This window comes from Rhodococcus sp. USK13 (assembly GCF_018343855.1).
In the GTDB taxonomy this organism is placed as follows: Bacteria; Actinomycetota; Actinomycetes; order Mycobacteriales; family Mycobacteriaceae; genus Rhodococcus_F; species Rhodococcus_F oxybenzonivorans.
Genome location: NZ_CP069242.1, coordinates 4032444 through 4052720, shown reverse-complemented (window position 1 = coordinate 4052720; position 20277 = coordinate 4032444). Strand labels below are relative to the sequence as shown.

Genomic DNA, 20277 nt, shown 5'->3' with positions numbered 1-20277 from the left:
ACTCCTCAAAGCTAAGGCAACCGGACCATCGGCTCGAACTTCGGCACTACAGGCATGCACATCGCCACGTCGAACACCGAGAGAAAGGTCAACGCGTGATCGCTCGCGAAGCCGAGGCTCTCCTCCTCGTTCGCCATCCTCGTCGCATCAACCGGGGAGACCAGTTCACAGAGGGCGCCCATCGGGCGGACGCCGGCGGACCGCATTAACCGCACCACCGATTCGGCCATCCCCGACCCCGCGCCTCGTGCGATGAGCGGTGCCACATGCCCCGGCCTGGACAGCGCAGATGGATCAGTGCGCGGATCTGCGATGGTCCTGATCGTGTGAGCCCGGTCGGCTGCGGAAATTCCGGTACCGATACCTTCCACAGCATCCACGGTCACCGACGGGATGGAACTTTCCGCCGATTGGACAAGCTGCCACATCTGGGGCAACTGCAGTCGCACGCAATCCTCCTCCGGTACCGCTACTTTCACGAATCCGGAGGTGTGCCGAATCATGAACGCCACAGATTCGGTGGTCGCGCACTCGGCAGCGACAACAAGACTCGCTTCTCCGCACGCGGGATCGAAGAGGACGATCGTCTTTCCGACGGCGATATCGTCCGCCGTCCGATCGACACGAGCGTGCACGGTGCTCCGCGGATCGAACGGGGGCATGTAACGGATCTCAGCGATCGACATTTCCGCTCCTTGTTCGCACTTCGGTTCCAGCCCTGCTTCGCTTAGCCGCGAAGACGGCGACCGCATCACGGAAGCTGTCTGTGGTCGTCAGCCGAATCTGTCCGTCGCGCTCACGGGCGAAGGCGTTGTCGAGTTCGCTCAGGCTCGCGTCGTTGATCGCGCGTTTCGTTTCGATGAGTGAGTCGAACGAGATTCCGCTCAGTCGTGCTGTCAACTTCTCGAGTTCCGACTCGAACACCTCCGGCTCGTACGCCGCGGCCACCAGACCGGCGCGCTCGGCGTTGGACGCGCTCAGGCGCTCGCCGAGCAGCGACATCCGCATCGAGATCGCCCGACCGGCCGACGCCGCGACCAGCGCGGTGGCGCCACCGTCGGGCATCAAACCGATGGAGGTGAACGGCATCGAGAAGTAGGCATCGGAGCGGATGACGGTGAGATCGGCGGCGAGCGCGAGCGAAACCCCCACCCCCACGGCCGGTCCCCGAACCGCGGCGACGACCGGACGCGGTGCTCGCGTGATCGCGGCGATGCACCGGGACGCGGCATCGGAGGTATCAGCCGTGTTCTCGACCGACAGCGGATCCTCGACATCGAGATCACCACCGGCACAGAAAGCCCGGCCGGTCCCCGACAACACGATTACGCGCACCGTGGGATCCTCACCGGCGCTCTCTACGGCGTCGGACAGCCTGTGCAGGGTCTCCTTGTCGACGGCGTTCATGCGTTCGGGACGATCGATCAGGATGTGCCGCACCGATTTGTCGTCGACGATACTCACAGTCATGGAAGAACCTTCCGGAAGAAGTCAGCGATCTCGGCGACGCCGTCGCGTGCTCGAGGGAGAAAGTCGGTGAAGAGCGTCCACGCATGGCAGGTGTCCGGGTAGACGGACAGCGTGCTCGCACCGCCCCCGGACTGCACCCCATGGCGGATCCGGACCGCATCGTCGAGCAGGATTTCGCTGTCGCTGGCCAGCAGCAGGATCGGAGGCAGGCCGGTCAGGTCGGCGAAGACCGGAGAGGCAAGGGGGTGGTCATGGCCGTGCCCGCGGAGGTATGTGGCGGCGAGCATGCCGAGCGAGCGTTCCGTGATGACGGGGTCGGTGTCGCGGTTGGTGGCGACGCTTTCTCCGGATACCGTGAAATCGGCGAGCGGAGACACCACCGCGGCGACCGCGGGCAATGTGGCGCCGCGGTTGCGGGCGTCGACCAGGACGGACACCGTCAGACCACCGCCGGCGGAGTCACCGCCGACGGCCGTGTGCTCGGGTCCGTACTCGGCGACGAGGGCGTCGACCACGGCGGCGGCGTCCTCGAGCGCCGCGGGGAACGGATGTTCCGGGGCGAGCCTGTAGTCGGGTAGGACGACCACGGACCCCAGTGCCCGTGACAGGGCTGCAGCGGCGTGGCGGTAGCCGTGTGGACTGCCCATGACGTAACCACCGCCGTGGAACCACACGAGGACGTTGTCGTCGATCGCAAGTCCGGCCGCGACGCGCAAGGCCTGGACTCCGCCGACAACGATGTCCTCGACCGAAACATCCTCGGCGAGTGTGGACTCGAGCATCATCGTGTCGAGGTTGCGCCGGAGCTGGTCGAGCGGGAGCCTGCCGTTGCCGAACACCGCGGCGAAGGAGTTGCGGGCACGCGCGAGCGCGGCGTCGGCGTCGGCATCGGCATCGACCGTGGTGTGCCGCGATTCTGTGTTTGTCATCGGTGTGTCCCGCCGGCGGTCGTGTGCATCGGTGCGATTGCCGCGTGGGTGCCGAAGACCCTGCCGTGGTAGGTCAGGGGCGGAATCGTTTCGCTCGCGATGTCCATCACGCGGCCGAACAAGACCGTGTGATCGGCCACCTCGAGGGTTTCCATCACGTCCGCGGCGATCCAGTGGGGGACATCGGCGATGCGTGGCAAGCCCGCGTCGACTCGCCACGGCACGTCCTGGAACTTGTCCGGGCCCTTGCGCGCGAACTGCGCGGCGAGCTTTGACTGCCCGCTGCCGAGGACGTTCATCCCGAAGCGTCCCGATTCGAGGGCCAGTGCCAGCAGATCTGATCCCCGATCCAGGGAGACCAGTACCGACGGTGGCGACATCGACAGCGACGCGAAGGCACTGACGGTCGTGCCGTGGGGACGTTCACCGTCCATCGCGGTCACGACGGCGACGGGGGTACATACCGCGGCCATCGCGTCGCAGAACCGCGCCGCCAGTTCGTCGAGTTTCTGGGGCATGTCGGATGCCTTTCGTACGTGGTGATGCCGGATGGAGGATTGGAACGCGGGTGGCGCACCGCCGGTGCGGCACCCGCGTGTCTTTCGGCTCGTCAGGACGTCAGAGTCCGAGGTGCTTGCGGATGAAGGCTCCAGCTTCATCCGCGGCCTGAATGCCCTCCGGCAGGATCGACGAGAACAGCGGCCACACATGGACCATGTCGTCGTACGTCGAGACGCTCGCCGCTCCCCCCTTCTCCACGATCGCGGCGGCCGCTCGGCGGGAGTCGTCGAGGAGCACCTCGCCGGAACCGACCAGGAAGAGTGTCGGTGGCACGTCGTGCAGGTCGGCGAAGAGCGGAGATGCCAGCGGATCCTTCGGATCGTGGCCCTGCAGGTAGGCGTCGCCGACGTTGCCGATCGACCCGCGGGAGACCGCGACGTCTTTGCCGTCGAATTCGTCGATGCTGTCGCCGCTAGCCGTGAGGTCGAGGAGGGCTGAGATGAATACCGCGGCGGCGGGAAGCGATTCATTCTTGTCGCGCACCGCAACGAGAGCGGCGAGTCCGAGTCCGCCGCCGGCCGAGTCGCCACCGGCCGCGACATTGCCCGCACCATACTGCGAGACGAGTGCGGAGATCACGGCGATGCCGTCGTTGACGGCATCGGGGAACGGGTTCTCGGGTGCACGCCGGTAGTCGGGCAGGACGACGGTCACGCCGCTGGCGCGTGAGAGGTTGTGTCCGAGTTCCTGGAAGCCCCGCGCGCTGCCCATGATGTACCCGCCACCATGGAACCAGACGAGGACCTTGTCCTGCGCCGCTCCCTCAGCCGTGACGAACAGGACGGGGACGCCGCCGACCTCACCCTCGACCGGTTCGGTGCCCTCGGGGAGGGGGAACTGCAGAAACAGCCGGTCGTATGCGTCGCGCAGATCGTCCACCGTCGCCGTCGCCGGGTCAGGGAAACTTTCCACCCACATCTTCTCTGCGCGCACGAGAGCTTCGGTCCTGGCCATGGATCCTCCGAAAATCGAGTTCGAATCCCGACATCGCCTCGCGATGGGGTTGTGAGCAATGTTACATAGTTATCACTAACTGTGGAAGGCATTTCCCAGGACTTTTTTCCGAATGCACAATGATCTGGCCATAACGGAGGTTCACAGGATAGATTTCAGCAGATAGCGGCACGGCCCGGATCACACCAGCCTGTGCCGCAAAGTCACCGCCGGTACCCGCACCCGCGGTCCCGGTCCTTTCCCCCGGCCCGAGTTCTGCTCCGTCGCGACACATCCCCGGACGCGGACACAACGGCCGGGCACTCGCCCAGACGTCCCCACTCTCGCCCGGAGGTCCACAACCATGACCCTCATCTCGGACGACGGTTCCTGCCGCACACAGGAGTCCGACGTTCGCCCCTCACCCTCTCTCGAACGCGTGCTGAACCCGTCGACCATCGCGGTCGTCGGATTGAGTGACAAGTCCCCGGTTGCGTCCTTCATCCGCCCGACCCTCGACAGCGATGCAACGGTGTTCTTCGTCCATCCCACGGCCGCGACCGTTCTCGGGGTACCGACGTATCGCTCCATCTCGGATGTTCCGGTGCCGATCGATGCGGTCCTGTCCGTGATGTCTGCAGAGCGGACGGTGTCCCTGGCCGAGGAATGCGCGACACTCGACTGCGGAGGGCTCGTCATCTACGCCGCCGGCTTCTCCGAAGTAGGCGCGGATGGGGAGGATCTCCAGCGTCGACTCGCCGCCGCGGCGCAACGCGACGGAATGGCCGTGATCGGGCCAAACAGCCTGGGCTACATCAGTGTTCCCCGCAGTCTCAACCTGACCGCCTCGGCGGACTACCGGCCACCGGCGGGTGGGGTGTCGATCGTCTCCCACAGCGGCGCGATGATTGGCGGCATCGCCATCGCCGCCCGCGCCCGCACCGGCACGGGTATCTCACGATTGATCTCAGCCGGAAATGAAGTCACCACCGACATGGCCGACTACGTGGACTTCCTGGCCTCCGATCCGGAGACCGCCGCCGTGGGACTGATTGTGGAGGGCATCCGCCGGCCCGAGGAGTTCCTGCGCGCGGCCCGCCGATGCATCGCGGCAGGAAAGCCGATCGTGGCGATCAAACTCGCACGCAACAGCCGGACCCAGCAGATGGCGGCCTCGCACACGGGAGCTCTTGCCGGGAACGCCTGGGCCTACGACGTGGCGTTCCGTCACGCAGGCATCCAACTCGCCCACGATCTCGAGGAACTGGTGGACCGGCTGTCGCTCGTCGGCCAACTCGACCCCGCAAAGTGGAACAAGGTCGAACGCCTGGGTGTCGTTGCCGGGACCGGAGGCTTCGCGTCCCTGGCCTACGACCTCGCCGAAGCGGAAGGTCTGGTCCTCCCGCCCCTGGACGACCTTGCTGACTGGGTGCGCTCGACCATCCCGGGCATCACCGTCCCGAACCCCCTCGACACCACCGGCTTCGGCGCGACGTTCTGGACGGACATCGTCGACCGTTACGTCGGATCACCCGAACTCGACGCCGTCGTGTTCGTCAACATGTGGGGCGAGGGCGACGACTCCCCGATGTACCGCCGCCTCATCGACGACGTTGCCGTCGCTGCACGCCGATTCGGAAAGCCGGTCGCGATCGCGGCCGGCGTCGGCCCCGTCGGTGCCTATGCGCAGGAAGTCATCGGTTCCGATGGGAGCGTCGCACTCGGGTACGGGCTCCGCGGCACGCTGCGCGGACTGCACACGATGGGAACCTTCGTCCGCGACCGTGAGACGCCACGTCCGCCGGCCGACGTGATTACGCCCGTCGGGCGCCCGACCGGACCGCTCCCCGACGCCGGTGACGGCCGGAGTTTTCTGCCGTTCACCCCGGCGATGGCGCTGCTCGACCGGTTCGGCATACCCACGGCGCCGCATTGCACGGTCGACACTGGTGAGCAGGTCGAGCCCGGTTTCGCGGGACCGTACGCGGTGAAGCTCGCCGATGTGCCCCACCGGACGGAGCTCGGAGCCGTCGCGCTGAACGTCGGCCGGGACGATCTCGAACGCGCCGTGGCCGACATGCGCGCGACCGCGCAGCAACACGGACTCCCCGAGACCGTCGCCATTCAACCGATGACGGCCGCGCGAGGTGAACTGCTGGTCGGCGTCGAGGGGCGCAGCGAGCTCGGGCCGATGGTGGTCCTGGGTATCGGTGGCATCCTCGTCGAGGTACTCGAACGAGTCGGTGGTCGTCCGGCACCGTTGACCCACACCGACGCCGTGGCTCTCATCGACGAGTTCCGAGACCTGCGCCTCATGCACGGTTATCGCGGATCCGATCCCTGGCACCTCGCGCAGCTCGCCGATCTTCTCGTCGGCTTCGGGCACCTGGCCGCCGCGTGCCACGGCTGGATCGAATCACTCGATGTCAATCCGCTCCTCGTCACCGAGGACGGTCTCGTCGCGGTCGACGCCCTCTGCATCGTGCGCAACACGGAAGGAATTCGATGACGACGACCGAAGCAGTCATACGTTGCGGCAACGACGTCCGTACCCACTCGGAGATACGGGCGCGCGCCACTCCCCTGGCCTCGGCGTTGTCCGCGCTCGGTGCGGGGCACGGTGACCGATACGCGCTGGTGATGCGCAACGAGACCGGCTTCGTCGAGGCCACCCTCGCCGGTGCCGCGATCAGTGCGGTTCCGGTCCCTGCGAACTGGCACGGGAACTCCGACGACCTCGGTCACGTGCTCAGCGACAGCGCGGCCAAGGTGGTGCTGGTGCACACCGACCTGCTCCCGAAGGTCGAAGCGGTTCTCCCGCCGGGTACCACGATCGTCGAAGTGCGGACGCCGGAACGACATGATCATCTCCGGCGGGGTCAACATCTATCCGGCCGAGATCGAATCGGTGATAGTCGGCCTCGACGGAGTGGCCGACTATCAGAGTGTTCGGCATTCCCGATCTGGATTTCGGTGAAGCCGTGGCGGCGCACGTTGAACCGGATCCAGGGGCGACCCTCGCCGACGACGACGTCCGCGCGCACGTCGCCCGTCGCCTCGCACGGTACAAGATGCCCAAGGTTGTGGTGTTCGAGGACGTCCCGCGTGAGGACACCGGCAAGTTGTTCAAGCGGCGGTTGAAGACCCACTACTGGGAGCCGCACACGTCCGAGGTGCCCACCGGACACGCATAACGCGGGTACCACACACGAGATGCGCGCCCGATCGATTCGATCGGGCGCGCATCTCGTCCTCGGACGCTGTTGTCGTCAGAATGCTGCCTCGTCCAGGCCCATCACGGAATCGTCGACGGCACCGGCGATCCTGCCCTCGGCCACCACGACAGGAAGGACGTTGCGAGCGAAGAACCGCGCTGCCGCAACCTTGCCCTCGTAGAAGGACCTTTCGGCCGCGGGAAGGTCCGTGTCGAGCGCGCGGAGAGCGATTGCGGCACTGCGCAACAGTAGCCATGCGACAAGAATGTCGCCGAGCACGTAGAGCAGCCGGGTGGCGTTGAGCCCGACTTTGTAGACGTTCTTCTCGGCGCCCCCTGCGACAGTCGGATTCGACTGCTGCAGGTCGGCTGTCATCTTCGCGACGATCGCTTCGACGCTGCCGGTTGCCTCGGCGAGCAGGTCTCGTTCGAACGCGAAGTCGGTGGTCGCGGACGGGTCGCCGGCGAATCCCGAGATCTCTTGTACCAGGTGCCCGAACGCCACTCCCCGGTTCCGGACGATCTTGCGGAAGAACAGGTCCTGCGCCTGGATGGCGGTCGTTCCCTCGTAGACGGTGTCGATCTTGGCGTCGCGCACGTATTGCTCGAGCGGGTAGTCCTGGAGGTATCCCGACCCTCCGAAGGTCTGCAGGGATTCCGTTCCGAGGATCGTCCACGAACGTTCGGAGCCGTATCCCTTGACCACCGGCAGGAGCAGATCGTTGACGCCTTCCGCGAGGGTCGTGTCGGTGCCGGCGGCGTTGCCGATCGCGATCTCGTCCTGCCAGGACGCGGTATAGAGCACCAGGGACCGCAGTCCCTCGGCGAAAGACTTCTGTGTGAGGAGCGACCGGCGGACGTCGGGGTGGCGGGTGATGGGAACCTTGGGCGCCGCCTTGTCAGACGACCGCGTCAGGTCAGCTCCCTGCACCCTGATCTTCGCGTACTCGAGCGCGTTGAGGTACCCACTCGACAGGGTCGCGATCGCTTTGGAACCCACCATCATCCGGGCGTCCTCGATCACGTCGAACATCTGACCGATGCCGTCGTGGACCTCCCCGAGAAGCCAACCGCGGGCGGGCTCGCTCTCACCGAGGGTCATCTCGCAGGTTGCGGAGACCTTCACGCCCATCTTCTTCTCGACATTGGTGACATAGACGCCGTTGCGCTCGCCGGTGAGCTCACCGGTCTCGAGGTCGAAGTGGAACTTGGGGACGAGAAACAGACTGAGGCCCTTGGTGCCGGGTTCGCCGGCGCCCTCGACACCGACGGGCCGGGCCAGAACCATGTGGATGATGTTGTCCGTCAGGCCGTGTTCGCCCGCGGTGATGAACCGCTTGACCCCGGTGATGTTCCAGGTGCCGTCGTCGTTGGGGGTGGCTTTGGTGCGGCCGGCCCCGACGTCGGAGCCTGCGTCCGGTTCGGTGAGCATCATCGTCGCGCCCCACTGCTTGTCCGCGGCGATCTGCGCGATCTTCTTGTCGCGTTCGGTGCCGTGCCGGTACACCACGCGAGTCGCCGTCGGGAACCCTACATAGGTCCACAGAGTGGGGTTAGCACCCAGGACGAATTCGCCGAGAGCCCAGTTGAGGGAACTCGGCGCGTTGGTGCCACCGAGTTCGGGAAGCACACGCAGGCACCACCATTCGGCGTCCATCCACATCTTGTACGTCGCAGCGTAGGACGGCGGAACGGTGACCGTGTGCGACGCGGGGTCGAAGACGGTGGGGCTGCGATCGGAGTCTTCGAACGATTCCGCAAGTTCCTCGCGGGCGAGACGATCGACCTCGCGCAGTGCGACTTTCGCCGTATCGAGATCCACCTCCTCGAACAGCCCGGTGCCGAGTACACGGTCGCGTTCGAGTAGTTCGAACAGGTTGAACTCCACGTCGCGGAGATTGCTCTTGTAATGCCCCATGGTCGGGTACCTCTCACAGTCGTCGACCTGCTGCGGGCAGGCCGGAACGCCGGCCGTGCCCGAAGGCGCGGCCGGACCGGAATCTCAGGTTCGGACCGGAATTTCGGATCAGGCTTCGGCTTCTGCGTAGATCGGGAGCAGAACCCCCGCGGCATTGACGAGCATGATCGGATCGACGAGGAGGTGCTGGGTTGCGACATTCATGTCGCGAACGAAACGGCCCAGCGTGCTCTTGCGGCCGATGCTCTGGCTGCCACCCCAACGGTGGGCGAAAGTCACGACATCGGCTGCGACTTCGTGTACCCAGGACAGCATCTGGCCCACCCGGGCGATGTGTTCGGGGGTCACCGCCTGTCCGGAGTTCACGGCCGCTTCGGCCGCCTTGGTGACCTCGTAGCAGTACAGACGCGCGGCCTGGAGATTGGCTTCCTTGCGCGCGAAGTCGATCCGGAAGATCTCGGCGTCACCCACCGGAACCGTGTAGGTGGGACGCGTTTTTCCGGCGGTCACGCTCGCCACCAGTTCCAATGCCCGGGTCGCGATTCCGAGTGCGATCGCAGCGTGAGGCAGGCCGCCGGCCAACTCGTTCGTCAGCTTGTACATGGTTTCCGACCGGGTGGGGGTGCCGCCGAAGGTCGGGGTGGTGTACTCGGCGGGAACGAACTGTTTCGTGATCGTGTAGTCGTTGCTGCCGGTGCCCGCCAGACCCCATACGTCCCAGTTCTTCTCGAATACACCCTGGCCCTTGGGCAGTAGGGCGATACGTGCCTGCGGCTGGCCGTTCTCACCCAGGATCGGGTTTCCCTGCTCGTCGGCGACGAAGAACCCGGCACCGATCCAGGTGGCGTGGTCCGAGCCGCTGGCGAAGGAGTACTTGCCGTCGATGATGTAGCCGCCGTCAACCTTGACACCGGGGTACCGCGGGAGGAGCTGACCTGCGACAATGAAGGGCTCGTCCTGGCTCATCAGTTCCTTCGTCACCGCGGGATCGAGGTAACCCACGACGCCGGCAGTGCCCCATTCGCTGGCCATCCACGCCCAGCCCGTCGAGGCATCGGACTTCGTGACCTCCTCGAACACCCGCATCCCCTCACTGGGGAGCAGGCCGCCGCCGCCGAGTTCTTCCGGGATCAGCATTCCGTGCAGACCCAGTTCGACGAGCGCGTCCGCGACCGGTTTCGTGATCGTCCGGCCCTCCTCTATGGCGGCCGCTTCCTGCCTGATCAGCGGTGCGATGGAACGGGCGCCCTGCAGATAGTCGGCCTCCCTTTCGCTGCCGGCTACTGCGTCTCGGGTCAGCGTCTCGGTCATGTTCATGCCTTTCGTGGGGATGTTCCATCCGGAGGCGTGCCCAACATTCGAGTGTCTCCCACGCAACCGGTCTTTCGTAGTCTCTACGGCGCTCCCGAAGCTGGTCGAGAAGCATTCCGGTGTGAGTAAGGTAACATAGTTATGACTAATGTCAAGAGCTAATGGCGCAGGTCACGGCGCACTTCATACCAAGATTCTCCACAATGGCTATTTACCGACTCGTTCGCGCAGGGCAAGTAGCTTGATTCGGACAATCTCGGATCTATGCCCAAACGGTCATATGCGAGGAGCGCGCACCGCCCCAGGTGGTCCACCGATCTCATCAAGACGAATCGGGTACATAGTTATGACTAACAGAATGGTCAACTTTGCAGCACACGCGCTATTGACTGCCGCTCCGCGCCATAGTTAGCATTAACAAACGGGCCGATCACCCGCCGCGACGTCGGGCTACCACCAGACGCGAACCGAGCGGTCGAACATCCGAGGACATCCATCGCAGTACGGCGCTGCGAGTTGCGAAAGGCAGGAACCACATGCGCATCGGCACCATCCTGGGCCACGGCCGCCCCTTCCACGAATTAGCTTCGGAGGCAGCGGATTACGAATCCGCCGGACTGGACTCCGCAACCCTGGGCGAAGCCTACTCGTTCGACGCGGTCAGCCAACTCGGTTACCTCGCCGCACGTACGTCGCGAATCGAACTCGCGACCGGCATTCTCGCCCTCGACGCCAGAACCCCCGCCACGCTCGCCATGACCGCCGCCGGCCTCGACTACGTATCCGAGGGACGATTCCGACTCGGAATCGGAGCCTCCGGACCACAGGTGGTGGAAGGATTCCACGGTGCACCCTTCGGCCATGCAGTGGGCAAGACACGGGAAACGATCGATATATGCCGCACCGTATGGCGACGTGAACCACTCCGCCACGAGGGACGCCACTACAACGTTCCACTTCCGGCAGACCGGGGAACCGGCCTGGGCAAACCTCTGAAGTTGATCAATCATCCTGTGCGTTCGGATATTCCGATATCGATCGCTGCACTCGGTGACCAGATGGTCGAGCTGGCCGCCGAGCTCGCGCAAGGTTGGGAACCCATCTTCTTCCACCCGGAGAAGATGCACGAGGTGTGGGGTGAGGCGCTGCAACGCGGGAAGGCCAAACGCGCCGCCGCTCTCGACGAACTGAACACCATCGTTCGCCTTCCCTTCGCGATCGTCGAGGACACCGCGCCCTGGCTCGACCGCGCCCGCCCGCAGCTGGCGCTCTACATCGGCGGGATGGGGTCGCGGGAGCGCAACTTCTACAACACGCTGGCGTGCCGTTACGGATTCGCCGACGAGGCGGCGAAGATCCAGGATCTGTTCCTGGCCGGACGTCATGCCGAAGCCACGGCCGCGGTTCCCGACGAACTCGTCCGCGCCACCTCGCTCATCGGCCCGGCCTCCTACGTGGCGGAACGCGTCGCGATGCTGGGCGAACTGGGCGTCGGCCTGCTCAACGTCGTCCCGATGGCAGCCACGCACGCCGAGCGGCTCGTGGCGATCGAAACCCTTCGCTCCCTGATCGCGTGACCCCTACCCCCCACTCCGGAAGGACAACCGTGAGCCCTGTCTTCACGCCGAACCCGAACCTCGACCGTGCCACCGTGCACGCTGCGGTTACCGCAGGCAACATTCCGTGTCTGCTCCCCGTCCTCTATCAGTTGACCGGTGAGGAGAAATGGCTATCCGCGCCGTACGTTCCCGCCTCGACCAAGGGGTTCGAGGAGCTGAACGACGGCGGCCTCGCACCGGCGATCCAGGCGGAGATCCACAACGCGGTCACCGACGCGGTGCTCGACTGGTGCAACGGCAAGCCGATCGCACAACCCGCTCCGACCGGCAGCGAGCTGACCCGGTTGATGAGCACGGTCATGGGCGAACCGATCTCCGGCGCCTACGCACCGATGATTGCCGAACAACTCGGGTTCGCACCCTTCACCCCCGAGAACGTCGGTGACCTCGTCCGGACGGCGCGCCCCGACTTCGGTGTCGCGATTGTCGGCGCCGGAATATCCGGCATAACCTGCGCCATCAATCTGGAGAAGGCCGGCATTCCCTACACCGTCCTCGAGCGCAACGACCACATCGGCGGTACCTGGTGGGAGAACCGGTACCCCGGCGCACGGGTCGATATCCCCAGCGACCTGTACTCGTTCTCGTTCCGTCCCAAGAATTGGTCCGAATACTTCGCCCGTCGCAATGAGATCTTCGACTACCTCGCCGATGTCGCCCGCGAGGCCGGAATCACCGACCGGATCCGGCTCGGTCACTCGGTCGACACCGCAGTATGGAACGCGGACGAGCAACTGTGGATCCTGTCGGTCACCGGACCCGATCGCACACAACACGAAGTGCGCGCTACCTCGTTGGTGACCGCCGCCGGCCTGCACAGTACTCCCAACGTCCCCGACTTCCCCGGCACGTCGGAGTTCAGCGGTGAGATCGTCCATTCCGCACAGTGGCCCGAAGATCTCGACCTGACGGGCAAGCGGGTCGCGGTGGTCGGCAGCGGCGCGAGCGCCATGCAGCTCGTCGTGGCGATCGCCGATCAGGTCGAGAGCATGGCAGTGCTGCAGCGTCAGCCGCAGTGGATCGCCCCCAACGAGCACTACTTCCAGCAGTCGGATGCCACCAAGCACTGGCTCTACGACAACATCCCATTCTACCGGGGCTGGTACCGGTTCCGTCTGTACTGGCTCTACACCGAACGCACCTTCGCCGCGCTGCCGGTCGACCCGCGCCGCGAGGAGAAGGGCAAGCACGTCAGCTCCCTCAACGACGCGTACCGGGCGCACTTCACCGCGTACCTGAAGCGCCAACTGGCCGGTGAGGAAGAACTGCAACGCAAGACGCTGCCCGACTACCCCCCGTTCGGCAAGCGGCTCCTCATCGACAACGGCTGGTTCGCCACACTCCGCAAGCCCCACGTCGAGCTCCTCACCGACAGCATCGAACGACTCACACCCGACGGAATCGTCACTGCCGACGGTGAACACCGCGACATCGACGTCCTCATCCTGTGCACCGGTTTCCAGCAGCAACGCTTCCTGTACCCGATGGACATTCGCGGGACCGACGGAACGTCGCTACGCGACATCTGGAACGACGACAACGGGCGCGCGTACCTCGGCATCACCACGCCGGGATTCCCGAATCTGTTCTTCCTCTACGGCCCGAACACGAACCCACCCGGCGGTAGTTACATCACCATCGCCGAAGCTCAGGTGCGGTACGTCGTCGAGTCGATCAGCCGGCTCGTCACCGAGGATCTCGCAGCCCTCGAATGCAAGCAGGAGCCGTATGAGCGCTACAACTCCGAGCTCGACGAGGCCAACGCCGCCATGGTGTACGCGATGGACGGGGTGAGCAGCTACTACCGTAACTCCAGCGGACGAGTGGTCACCAACTCGCCTTGGCCGGTACCCGAGTACTGGGCGCGCACCGCCAACCCCGAACCTGGGGACTTCACGGCGACGAAACGTCGCGGGGCCTGAAAGCCGACAAGAGGCAATAGAAATTCGCCGGGTTTCCGAAGAAACCCGGCGAATTTCTATTGCTACTCGGTCGACCGTCGCTACTCAGTGGATTGTCGCGAAGACCTCCGACTCGAGGTCGGACTCGTCGAGGCAGATCGAATTTCCGCCGTCACGAGCTTCCAGCTGCCCGTCTCGGACCTCACCGACGTAATAGCAGGTCGGGTAGGAACGGTCGGTGTCGGAGTACGTCAGCGGCGGAGCCAGCCCGCCAAGTGTGTCACCATCGATTTCGCCCAGTCCCCGAGCGACATCGGCGGGTGTGGAGTCCGACGTCAGCCCTGCGCGATCGGCGGCGGCCTCGAAAAGCTTGCCGGCGATCCAGGAATCGAACGCAACGGCCGAGAACTGCGCCGAGTCCGTCAATCCCTCGTAGTACGAGTCGATCGCCTCCCGGGCCTCACCGACGACGGGAACGGACGGGTCGTAGTACGGAGCATTGGACTGCGTGAACAACAATCCTTCGGCGGCCGGTGACTCCATGAATTCGTTACCGACCGCTCCGGCGGAACTGTAGAACTGGGGCTCGTAACCGATCTTGTGGCAGTCCTCCGCGATCCGGACGTCCACACTGGTGATGTGAGCCAGGAAGAGGCCGTCGACGCCCTCGTTCTTCATCGTTTGGCACACCGCGGTGTAGTTGGGAGCGGCCGCCGCGGCCTTGACCGAGAAATACCCGATTCCGACATCGACCGCCGACTTGCCCGCCAGCGCATCCGAATCCGCGCACACAGGTGATTCCGAGCAGTACACGACACCCAGCTTGGTCGTGCCCTCTTCACGGGCGAGCTTCGCCAGACCGTAGGTGATGACCGGGTTGGGAGAGCCCGCGAGGTAGAAGTTGTCGCTCGCGAGGAACGTTGCGTCGGAGGGCACGCCCCCGAGTACGGGGATCCCCTTCTCCTCGACGTACTGCCTCCACGACCCGGTGGTACCGGTGATGGGACCGACGATCGCAACGGCCCCATCCTCCTCGACGAGGCTCTTGACCGCGGCCAGCGCCTTCGACGGCTCCTGGCCGATGTCCTTGACGATGACCTCCACCGGATGGCCGTTAATTCCACCGGAATCGTTGACGCTCGCGGCCCAGGCCTGCGCGACGTCGTCGACCCGGCCGTGGGTGGGTGCGGACACACCCGAGCACCCACAGACCGTGCCGACCACGATTGCAGGTTTGGTCAGAGTCGTCGACGGTTTCGGTGACTGCTCCTGTTCGGCGGAACAGCCGGACAGCACAAGTGCTCCCACCGCGGCCGCGAGCGCAGCCTGCCTCCACATCGTTCTCATCACACGTTCTCCTCAGCTGTAGATTCTTTCAACTCGGTAGCAATTTCGATTCCCAGGTATCGGCTCATGAGTTCGTCCTCGTTCAGCGACGACGGATCGAGCGGTCCTGATACCTGTCCCCGGTCGATCAGGTGCACCACATCCGCACTGCCCAGTGCGCGACCGACATATTGTTCGACGAGCAGGATCGACTTCCCGGACTCCCGGAGGACGTCGAGGGCATCGAAAATCTGGTCGATCACCAACGGCGCCAACCCCATCGACACCTCATCGAGGATGATCACGGAACTGCGGGGCAGGAAGGCGCGTGCCAGAGCGACCATCTGCTGCTGGCCACCGGACAGGCTTCCCGCTTTCGCGTCCATACGCCTGCCGATCTCGGGAAAGGTTTCCAATGCCAGCGCGTACTGGTCGCTCAGAGAGCCGTCCACCGCGAGGAGGAGGTTCTCCCGCACGGACAGTCCTGGAAAGATCCCCCGCCCTTCGGGTATGAGGCAGATCCCTGCAGCGGCGCGTGTGGCCGGCCGGTGCGAGGTGATGTCCGCTTTCCCGAGCCGAACGGAACCCGAAGTCGGTGTGAGCACACCTCCGATCGCCGCGAGTAGGGTGCTCTTTCCGGCACCGTTCGGACCGAGCAGCGCGACGACCGAACCGGGCTCCACGGTCACGTTCGCGTCCCGCAGCACGGTCAGTTTCCCGTAGCCGGCGGACAGTCCGGTCACCTGCAGGGTCGGCGTGGTCATTTGATCTCCTCCAGTTCCCGATCCGACTGCACGTCGTCGACCGGCTCGGTTGTTCCGAGATATGCCGCCTGCACGACACTCGAGCGACGCGCGTCGGCGGAAGAGCCGGAGAAGATGACGCGTCCGAATTCGAGAACGTACACCTCGTCGGAGACGCCGAGTACCAGCGAGACATCGTGTTCGACGAGGATCACGCCGATTCCGCGTTCGTCGACGACCCGCCGGATCAGCTCGCCGAGCCGCGCCGACTCGTTGTGGTCCAGACCGGCCGAGGGTTCGTCCAGGAGCAGGATCGTGTGGCCGCCGGCAAGACAGCGGGCGACCTCCACCAATCGTCGAGTACCGGTCGGAAGATTCATCACATGCTGGTCGGCGACGTCCTCGAGGCCGCACGCCGTGAGCGCGGATTCGGTCGCCGACCGGATATTGTCCCGTTCGGCTTTCGAGGACCGCAGGTGGGTGGTCGGGTCGAGCCGGACGGTTCGTCCCTCGGCACCGACCGACACGTTGTCCCGCACCGTCATCGACTCGAACAGCTCGACGGTCTGGAACGTGCGGCCGATGCCCGCACGCGCCCGGGCGGACGCACTCTTCCCTCGAAGGTCAACTCCCCCGAAGGACACCGATCCGCCGGAGATGGCGACCAATCCGGTCACCGCGTTGAACAACGTCGATTTGCCCGCACCGTTGGGACCGATCAGCCCTGTCACTCGTCCCGGAGTGCACACGATGTCGGCACCATCGAGCGCCTTGACGCCTCCGAACGCGACACCGACCTTCGAAACCTCGAGTACTGCAGGGTCGATCGGTTCGACGTCCACCGGTTCGGTGCGCAGTGGCGGTGCGGTGTGCAGTGGCGGTGCGGTGTGCAGTGGCGGTTCGGTCCGATCGTCGCGACGGAACCACCGGTCGACGAGAGACGTCACCCGCACCGGGAGCTGTGCCGGCGGCAGCACGACGAGCGCGATCGCGCTGAGCCCGAACAGCAGTTGCAGGTAGGTCCCCACCTCGGCGCTCGGAAAATAGCTGGGAATGAGCGTGTATGCCGCCGCAGCGAGGACCGCGTTCCACGGCACCGCCGGACCGTTCAGGACGATGATGACGAAAACGGTCAGCGAGATGATCGGGGCGTAACTATCGGCCGAGATGCTCTGCTGGGCGGAGGCTGCCAGCGCTCCCCCGATCGCAGCGAGGAACGCCGCGATGCAGAAGATCAACACTCGCGTCATGGCCGCAGGAACTCCGTTGGCCTCCGCCGCTCGTGGCGACTGCTTGATATAGGTCAGTAGTCTGCCCATCCGGCCACGTTCGAGTGTGAACACCACGGCCACCGATACGACCGCGATCGCCAGAACGAGGTAGTAGTACCCGGCATCCGATGCGAAATCGACGATCATGGTGTCGGGCCGTCGTACCTCGAGACCCGACGACGCGGCACCGAACATGAAGTCCTGCGTGTAGAACATCTGCTGCAGAAAGATCCCGAACCCGAACGTCGCGATCGCAAGGTACAACCCACCGAGACGGATCGCCGGTACCGCCAGCACCGCACCGATCGGCACGGCGACCGCACCGGCGAGCAGCAGCGCCACGGGCCACGACATTCCAGTGCCTTGCAGCAGGTGTGAGAACGTCGCGGCACCGACCGCCATGAACCCGATCTGGGCGAGCGACACCTGTCCGGAGGTGTGCACCAGCAACGACAGCGATCCGAAGACCAGGATCATCGCCACCGCGACCGTCCAGTCGACCAGATGGATGCCGGCAAAGAGCGGGACGGTCACCAGGAAGGCGACGACCAGGGCGCCGCCCATGGCCTGGAGCCGGACCGGAGCCTTCCACGTCGGCCGGGGATGTATCCGGACGGCGGTCTTGTCGACGAGGTACTTCTTCGGGAAGAAGAGCAGTACGACGAACAGGATCGCGAAAGGCAGTGCCGCCGGGAGCGAGGCGAGGATGCCGTTCGTCAGCCATCGGGTCGACAGGGCGGCCAGCACACCGACGACGAGTCCGCCGGCGAACGTTCCCGGCAGGTTGCTGAAGGTGCCGATCGCGGCGGCGGCATAAGCTGCGACGACCAGCAACGTCAACTGGACCGGGTCCAGGGGCATGATCGGTGCGAGCAGGACACCCGACAGGGAGGCCATCACGGTGCCGAGAATCCAGGCCCACCGGCGCACCCGTGTTGCGCTGTGCCCGACCAGCTCGAGCAGTTCGGGGTTCTGCACCACAGCCTTCATCGCGATCCCGGTCCGGGTCCACCGGAGGAACGCCCACAGGCCCGCCGTCGCCGCGACAGCGATCACGAAGGTCAGGACATCGTCGTACTGGATGAGGGTGCCACCGACCTCGATGCGGCCCTTCGGCAGGAACGACGGTACCCGGCGCACCTCCTGGGCACCGAAGATCAGCAGCGTCCCGGCCTGGACGACCAGCAGAATTCCGACGACACCGGCGATCTGGAGCGGCAACGCGGCGCCTTGCAGTCGCCGGGCGAGCAATTCGAGGAGCAGCCCGACCGCGGGTCCGACTACGCACACGGTGACGAACGCTGCGATCGGCCACGACAGCTCGAGTTGAACATTGAGCACGTAGAACGAGTAGGCGGCGAGGGCCGCCAGTGCGCCGTGCCCGAGGTTGAATACTCCGGAAGTCTTGTAGGTGAGAACGAGGCCGACGGCCGCCAGTCCGTAGATCGAACCGGCCACCAACCCGATGATGACGAACGAAACTATGTCCACTCTTGCTCCTTGGGCCAGGGCGCACAGACGCGCGCCGCCGGAAGGTCAGTTGATCCCGCGAGCCATCCCCTCCCAGTAGGGAGCCCGCAGGTCGCGCTTGAGCACTTTTCCGACCGCGCTGCGCGGCAGCGAGTCGACGAACACCACCTCGGCCGGGCACTTGAACCGGGCGAGATCGGCCCGGCAGTGCTCCAGTACGTCGTGTTCGGTGAGGTCTGCCCCCGGTCGGGGCACCACGAACGCGATCGGGCTCTCACCCCACCGCTGGCTCGGCACACCGATGACGGCGACGTCGGCAATACCCTCCATCGTGAAGAGCACCTCTTCGATCTCCCGTGGGTAGATGTTCTCCCCACCCGAGATGATCATGTCCTTCACTCGATCCGAAATATACAGGAACCCTTCGGAATCCAGGTATCCGGCGTCGCCGGTCCGGAGCCAGCCGTCGCCGAGGGCCGTGCGGGTGGCGTCCTCGAGAGCCCAGTACCCACTCATCAGCTGCGGCCCTCGCACGAGGACCTCGCCGACGGATCCGGCCGGGACGTCACTGCCGTCCTGTGCCGCCACGCGCAGCGCGGTTCCGAGGACGGGCCGCCCCGCAGACATGAGGATTCCCGGGTTCGATTCGAGCGCCCGATGGTGGTCCTCCGGGGCAAGAATGGTTGCCACCGCGCAGGATTCGGTCATGCCGTATGCCTGCGCGAAGTCGCATCCGAACACGCCCATCGCCTTCTTCAGCACTTCCACCGCCATCGGCGCCGAGCCGTAGACCATCAGGTCCAGAGCGCTGAAGTCCAGTTCCGCGGTCAGCGGGTCGGCGACCATGTCCTGGATCATGGCCGGTGCCAGGGTGAGAAGCTGGATTCGCAGTTCCGACATCGACCGGAGCACGCTCGCCCGATCGAAGTCGCGGACCACGCGGATCGAGCAGCCACCGGTCGTGTACGCGAGAATCTGCAGTGCCGCGCCGGCGTGGAACAGCGGCATCACGCACAGCGTTCGTTTCCTGTTCGCATCCAGGGCGAGCTGGATCTGAAAAGCGTTGGCACACGCGGCCCGGTGGGTCACCATTGCGCCCTTCGGTTTGCCCGTGGTCCCGCTGGTATACATCTGGTGATAAATCGCCTCGGCCGACACGTCCGTGTCGATGCGATCGGTCGGGTATGCGACCACGTCATCGGCGAACTTCAGCCGGGAGTCCCTGTCGTCCCGCATGACCGAGGCCATGACGCCCGGTACGACGGCGGTCAGTGCTTCGGCGTAATCTTCGTGGACGACGGCCAGTGTGCACCGCGCGTCCTCCACGATGTACTTCCACTCCTGGGGTGCCAGCCGGAAGTTGAGAGGCACCGGAACCACCCCGGCGCGTGAGGCGCCGAAGTACAGCGCGATCATCTCCAGCGAGTTGCGGTCGAGCATGCAGAATCGATCACCGGGCTGCAGTGTGTCGGCCAACCAGTTGCCGACCCGATGCGTCCACTCCCGCATCTCGATCCAGGTAAGACTCCGATCGCCGTCGCTGACGTAGATCTCGTCCGGGAAGCGGTCGGCCCAGTGGTCCAGCAGTTCGTGGACACGCATGTCCAACCA

At 65.2% G+C, this 20277-nt stretch carries 15 protein-coding genes and 1 pseudogene; 5 read left to right on the top strand and 11 right to left on the bottom strand.

Annotated features, from left to right (window positions below):
* Positions 1-11: 11 nt before the first annotated feature.
* From JQT59_RS21210 to JQT59_RS21190, 5 genes are all read right to left on the bottom strand, one after another.
* Complete coding sequence (locus tag JQT59_RS21210; protein WP_213571878.1) at positions 12-686, bottom strand: 3,4-dihydroxy-2-butanone-4-phosphate synthase; 675 nt, start codon at positions 684-686, stop codon at positions 12-14.
* On the bottom strand, positions 673-1470 hold the full coding sequence (locus JQT59_RS21205; RefSeq protein WP_213571877.1) for an enoyl-CoA hydratase-related protein: 798 nt from the start codon (positions 1468-1470) through the stop codon (positions 673-675). Before JQT59_RS21205 ends, JQT59_RS21210 begins: the two co-directional genes overlap by 14 nt.
* Positions 1467-2399, bottom strand: coding sequence for an alpha/beta hydrolase (locus tag JQT59_RS21200; RefSeq protein ID WP_213571876.1), 933 nt, complete (start codon positions 2397-2399; stop codon positions 1467-1469). Before JQT59_RS21200 ends, JQT59_RS21205 begins: the two co-directional genes overlap by 4 nt.
* The gene (locus JQT59_RS21195; protein ID WP_213571875.1) at positions 2396-2917 is read right to left on the bottom strand and encodes a flavin reductase family protein; all 522 of its coding nucleotides are present in this window, start codon (positions 2915-2917) and stop codon (positions 2396-2398) included. Before JQT59_RS21195 ends, JQT59_RS21200 begins: the two co-directional genes overlap by 4 nt.
* A gap of 100 nt (positions 2918-3017) precedes the next feature.
* Positions 3018-3914 carry an alpha/beta hydrolase fold domain-containing protein gene (locus tag JQT59_RS21190; protein WP_213571874.1) on the bottom strand — a complete coding sequence of 299 codons (897 nt, stop codon included), beginning with the start codon at positions 3912-3914 and terminating at the stop codon, positions 3018-3020.
* 343 nt (positions 3915-4257) lie between these two features.
* Here JQT59_RS21190 and JQT59_RS21185 point away from each other — a divergent pair, with 343 nt between their 5' ends.
* The 3 genes and pseudogenes from JQT59_RS21185 (at position 4258) to JQT59_RS37140 (ending at position 7087) form a co-directional block, all read left to right on the top strand.
* Positions 4258-6402 (top strand): acetate--CoA ligase family protein, encoded by a 2145-nt coding sequence (locus JQT59_RS21185; RefSeq protein WP_213571873.1) that lies wholly within the window; start codon positions 4258-4260, stop codon positions 6400-6402.
* A pseudogene (locus JQT59_RS37145) lies at positions 6399-6707 on the top strand (AMP-binding protein); the annotation flags it as partial. The gene JQT59_RS21185 and the pseudogene JQT59_RS37145, both read left to right, overlap by 4 nt.
* A 131-nt stretch (positions 6708-6838) precedes the next feature.
* On the top strand, positions 6839-7087 hold the full coding sequence (locus JQT59_RS37140) for an AMP-binding enzyme (RefSeq protein ID WP_249353707.1): 249 nt from the start codon (positions 6839-6841) through the stop codon (positions 7085-7087).
* A 75-nt stretch (positions 7088-7162) separates the two neighbouring features.
* Here the strand turns inward: JQT59_RS37140 and JQT59_RS21175 are convergent, their stop codons facing one another.
* Positions 7163-9025 carry an acyl-CoA dehydrogenase gene (locus JQT59_RS21175; RefSeq protein ID WP_213571872.1) on the bottom strand — a complete coding sequence of 621 codons (1863 nt, stop codon included), beginning with the start codon at positions 9023-9025 and terminating at the stop codon, positions 7163-7165.
* Between the two features lie 108 nt (positions 9026-9133).
* Positions 9134-10336 (bottom strand): acyl-CoA dehydrogenase family protein, encoded by a 1203-nt coding sequence (locus JQT59_RS21170; protein WP_213571871.1) that lies wholly within the window; start codon positions 10334-10336, stop codon positions 9134-9136.
* Positions 10337-10872: 536 nt separating this feature from the next.
* Here JQT59_RS21170 and JQT59_RS21165 point away from each other — a divergent pair.
* The gene (locus tag JQT59_RS21165) at positions 10873-11913 is read left to right on the top strand and encodes an LLM class F420-dependent oxidoreductase (RefSeq protein WP_213571870.1); all 1041 of its coding nucleotides are present in this window, start codon (positions 10873-10875) and stop codon (positions 11911-11913) included.
* A 29-nt stretch (positions 11914-11942) separates the two neighbouring features.
* On the top strand, positions 11943-13877 hold the full coding sequence (locus tag JQT59_RS21160; RefSeq protein WP_213571869.1) for a flavin-containing monooxygenase: 1935 nt from the start codon (positions 11943-11945) through the stop codon (positions 13875-13877).
* An 84-nt stretch (positions 13878-13961) separates the two neighbouring features.
* Here JQT59_RS21160 and JQT59_RS21155 read toward each other — a convergent pair whose 3' ends face one another.
* From JQT59_RS21155 to JQT59_RS21140, 4 genes are read right to left on the bottom strand one after another with little or no spacing between them, the layout of a single operon-like run.
* The gene (locus JQT59_RS21155) at positions 13962-15203 is read right to left on the bottom strand and encodes an ABC transporter substrate-binding protein (RefSeq protein ID WP_213571868.1); all 1242 of its coding nucleotides are present in this window, start codon (positions 15201-15203) and stop codon (positions 13962-13964) included.
* Entirely contained in the window at positions 15203-15946 is a 744-nt protein-coding gene (locus JQT59_RS21150; protein WP_213571867.1) for an ABC transporter ATP-binding protein, read from the bottom strand. The genes JQT59_RS21155 and JQT59_RS21150 overlap by 1 nt, the downstream gene beginning before the upstream one ends.
* Positions 15943-18687 carry an ABC transporter permease subunit gene (locus JQT59_RS21145; protein WP_213571866.1) on the bottom strand — a complete coding sequence of 915 codons (2745 nt, stop codon included), beginning with the start codon at positions 18685-18687 and terminating at the stop codon, positions 15943-15945. Before JQT59_RS21145 ends, JQT59_RS21150 begins: the two co-directional genes overlap by 4 nt.
* 45 nt (positions 18688-18732) lie before the next feature.
* Positions 18733-20268, bottom strand: a complete 1536-nt coding sequence (locus JQT59_RS21140) for a class I adenylate-forming enzyme family protein (RefSeq protein WP_213571865.1) — start codon at positions 20266-20268, stop codon at positions 18733-18735.
* Positions 20269-20277 lie beyond the last annotated feature (9 nt).

What these genes read in the sequence shown, in the direction of transcription:
- JQT59_RS21210 (WP_213571878.1), bottom strand. Translation starts at nt 686, where the DNA reads ATGTCGATCGCTGAGATCCGTTACATGCCCCCGTTCGATCCGCGGAGC.
- JQT59_RS21205 (WP_213571877.1), bottom strand. Translation starts at nt 1,470, where the DNA reads ATGACTGTGAGTATCGTCGACGACAAATCGGTGCGGCACATCCTGATC.
- JQT59_RS21200 (WP_213571876.1), bottom strand. Translation starts at nt 2,399, where the DNA reads ATGACAAACACAGAATCGCGGCACACCACGGTCGATGCCGATGCCGAC.
- JQT59_RS21195 (WP_213571875.1), bottom strand. Translation starts at nt 2,917, where the DNA reads ATGCCCCAGAAACTCGACGAACTGGCGGCGCGGTTCTGCGACGCGATG.
- JQT59_RS21190 (WP_213571874.1), bottom strand. Translation starts at nt 3,914, where the DNA reads ATGGCCAGGACCGAAGCTCTCGTGCGCGCAGAGAAGATGTGGGTGGAA.
- JQT59_RS21185 (WP_213571873.1), top strand. Translation starts at nt 4,258, where the DNA reads ATGACCCTCATCTCGGACGACGGTTCCTGCCGCACACAGGAGTCCGAC.
- JQT59_RS21175 (WP_213571872.1), bottom strand. Translation starts at nt 9,025, where the DNA reads ATGGGGCATTACAAGAGCAATCTCCGCGACGTGGAGTTCAACCTGTTC.
- JQT59_RS21170 (WP_213571871.1), bottom strand. Translation starts at nt 10,336, where the DNA reads ATGACCGAGACGCTGACCCGAGACGCAGTAGCCGGCAGCGAAAGGGAG.
- JQT59_RS21165 (WP_213571870.1), top strand. Translation starts at nt 10,873, where the DNA reads ATGCGCATCGGCACCATCCTGGGCCACGGCCGCCCCTTCCACGAATTA.
- JQT59_RS21155 (WP_213571868.1), bottom strand. Translation starts at nt 15,203, where the DNA reads ATGAGAACGATGTGGAGGCAGGCTGCGCTCGCGGCCGCGGTGGGAGCA.
- JQT59_RS21150 (WP_213571867.1), bottom strand. Translation starts at nt 15,946, where the DNA reads ATGACCACGCCGACCCTGCAGGTGACCGGACTGTCCGCCGGCTACGGG.
- JQT59_RS21140 (WP_213571865.1), bottom strand. Translation starts at nt 20,268, where the DNA reads ATGCGTGTCCACGAACTGCTGGACCACTGGGCCGACCGCTTCCCGGAC.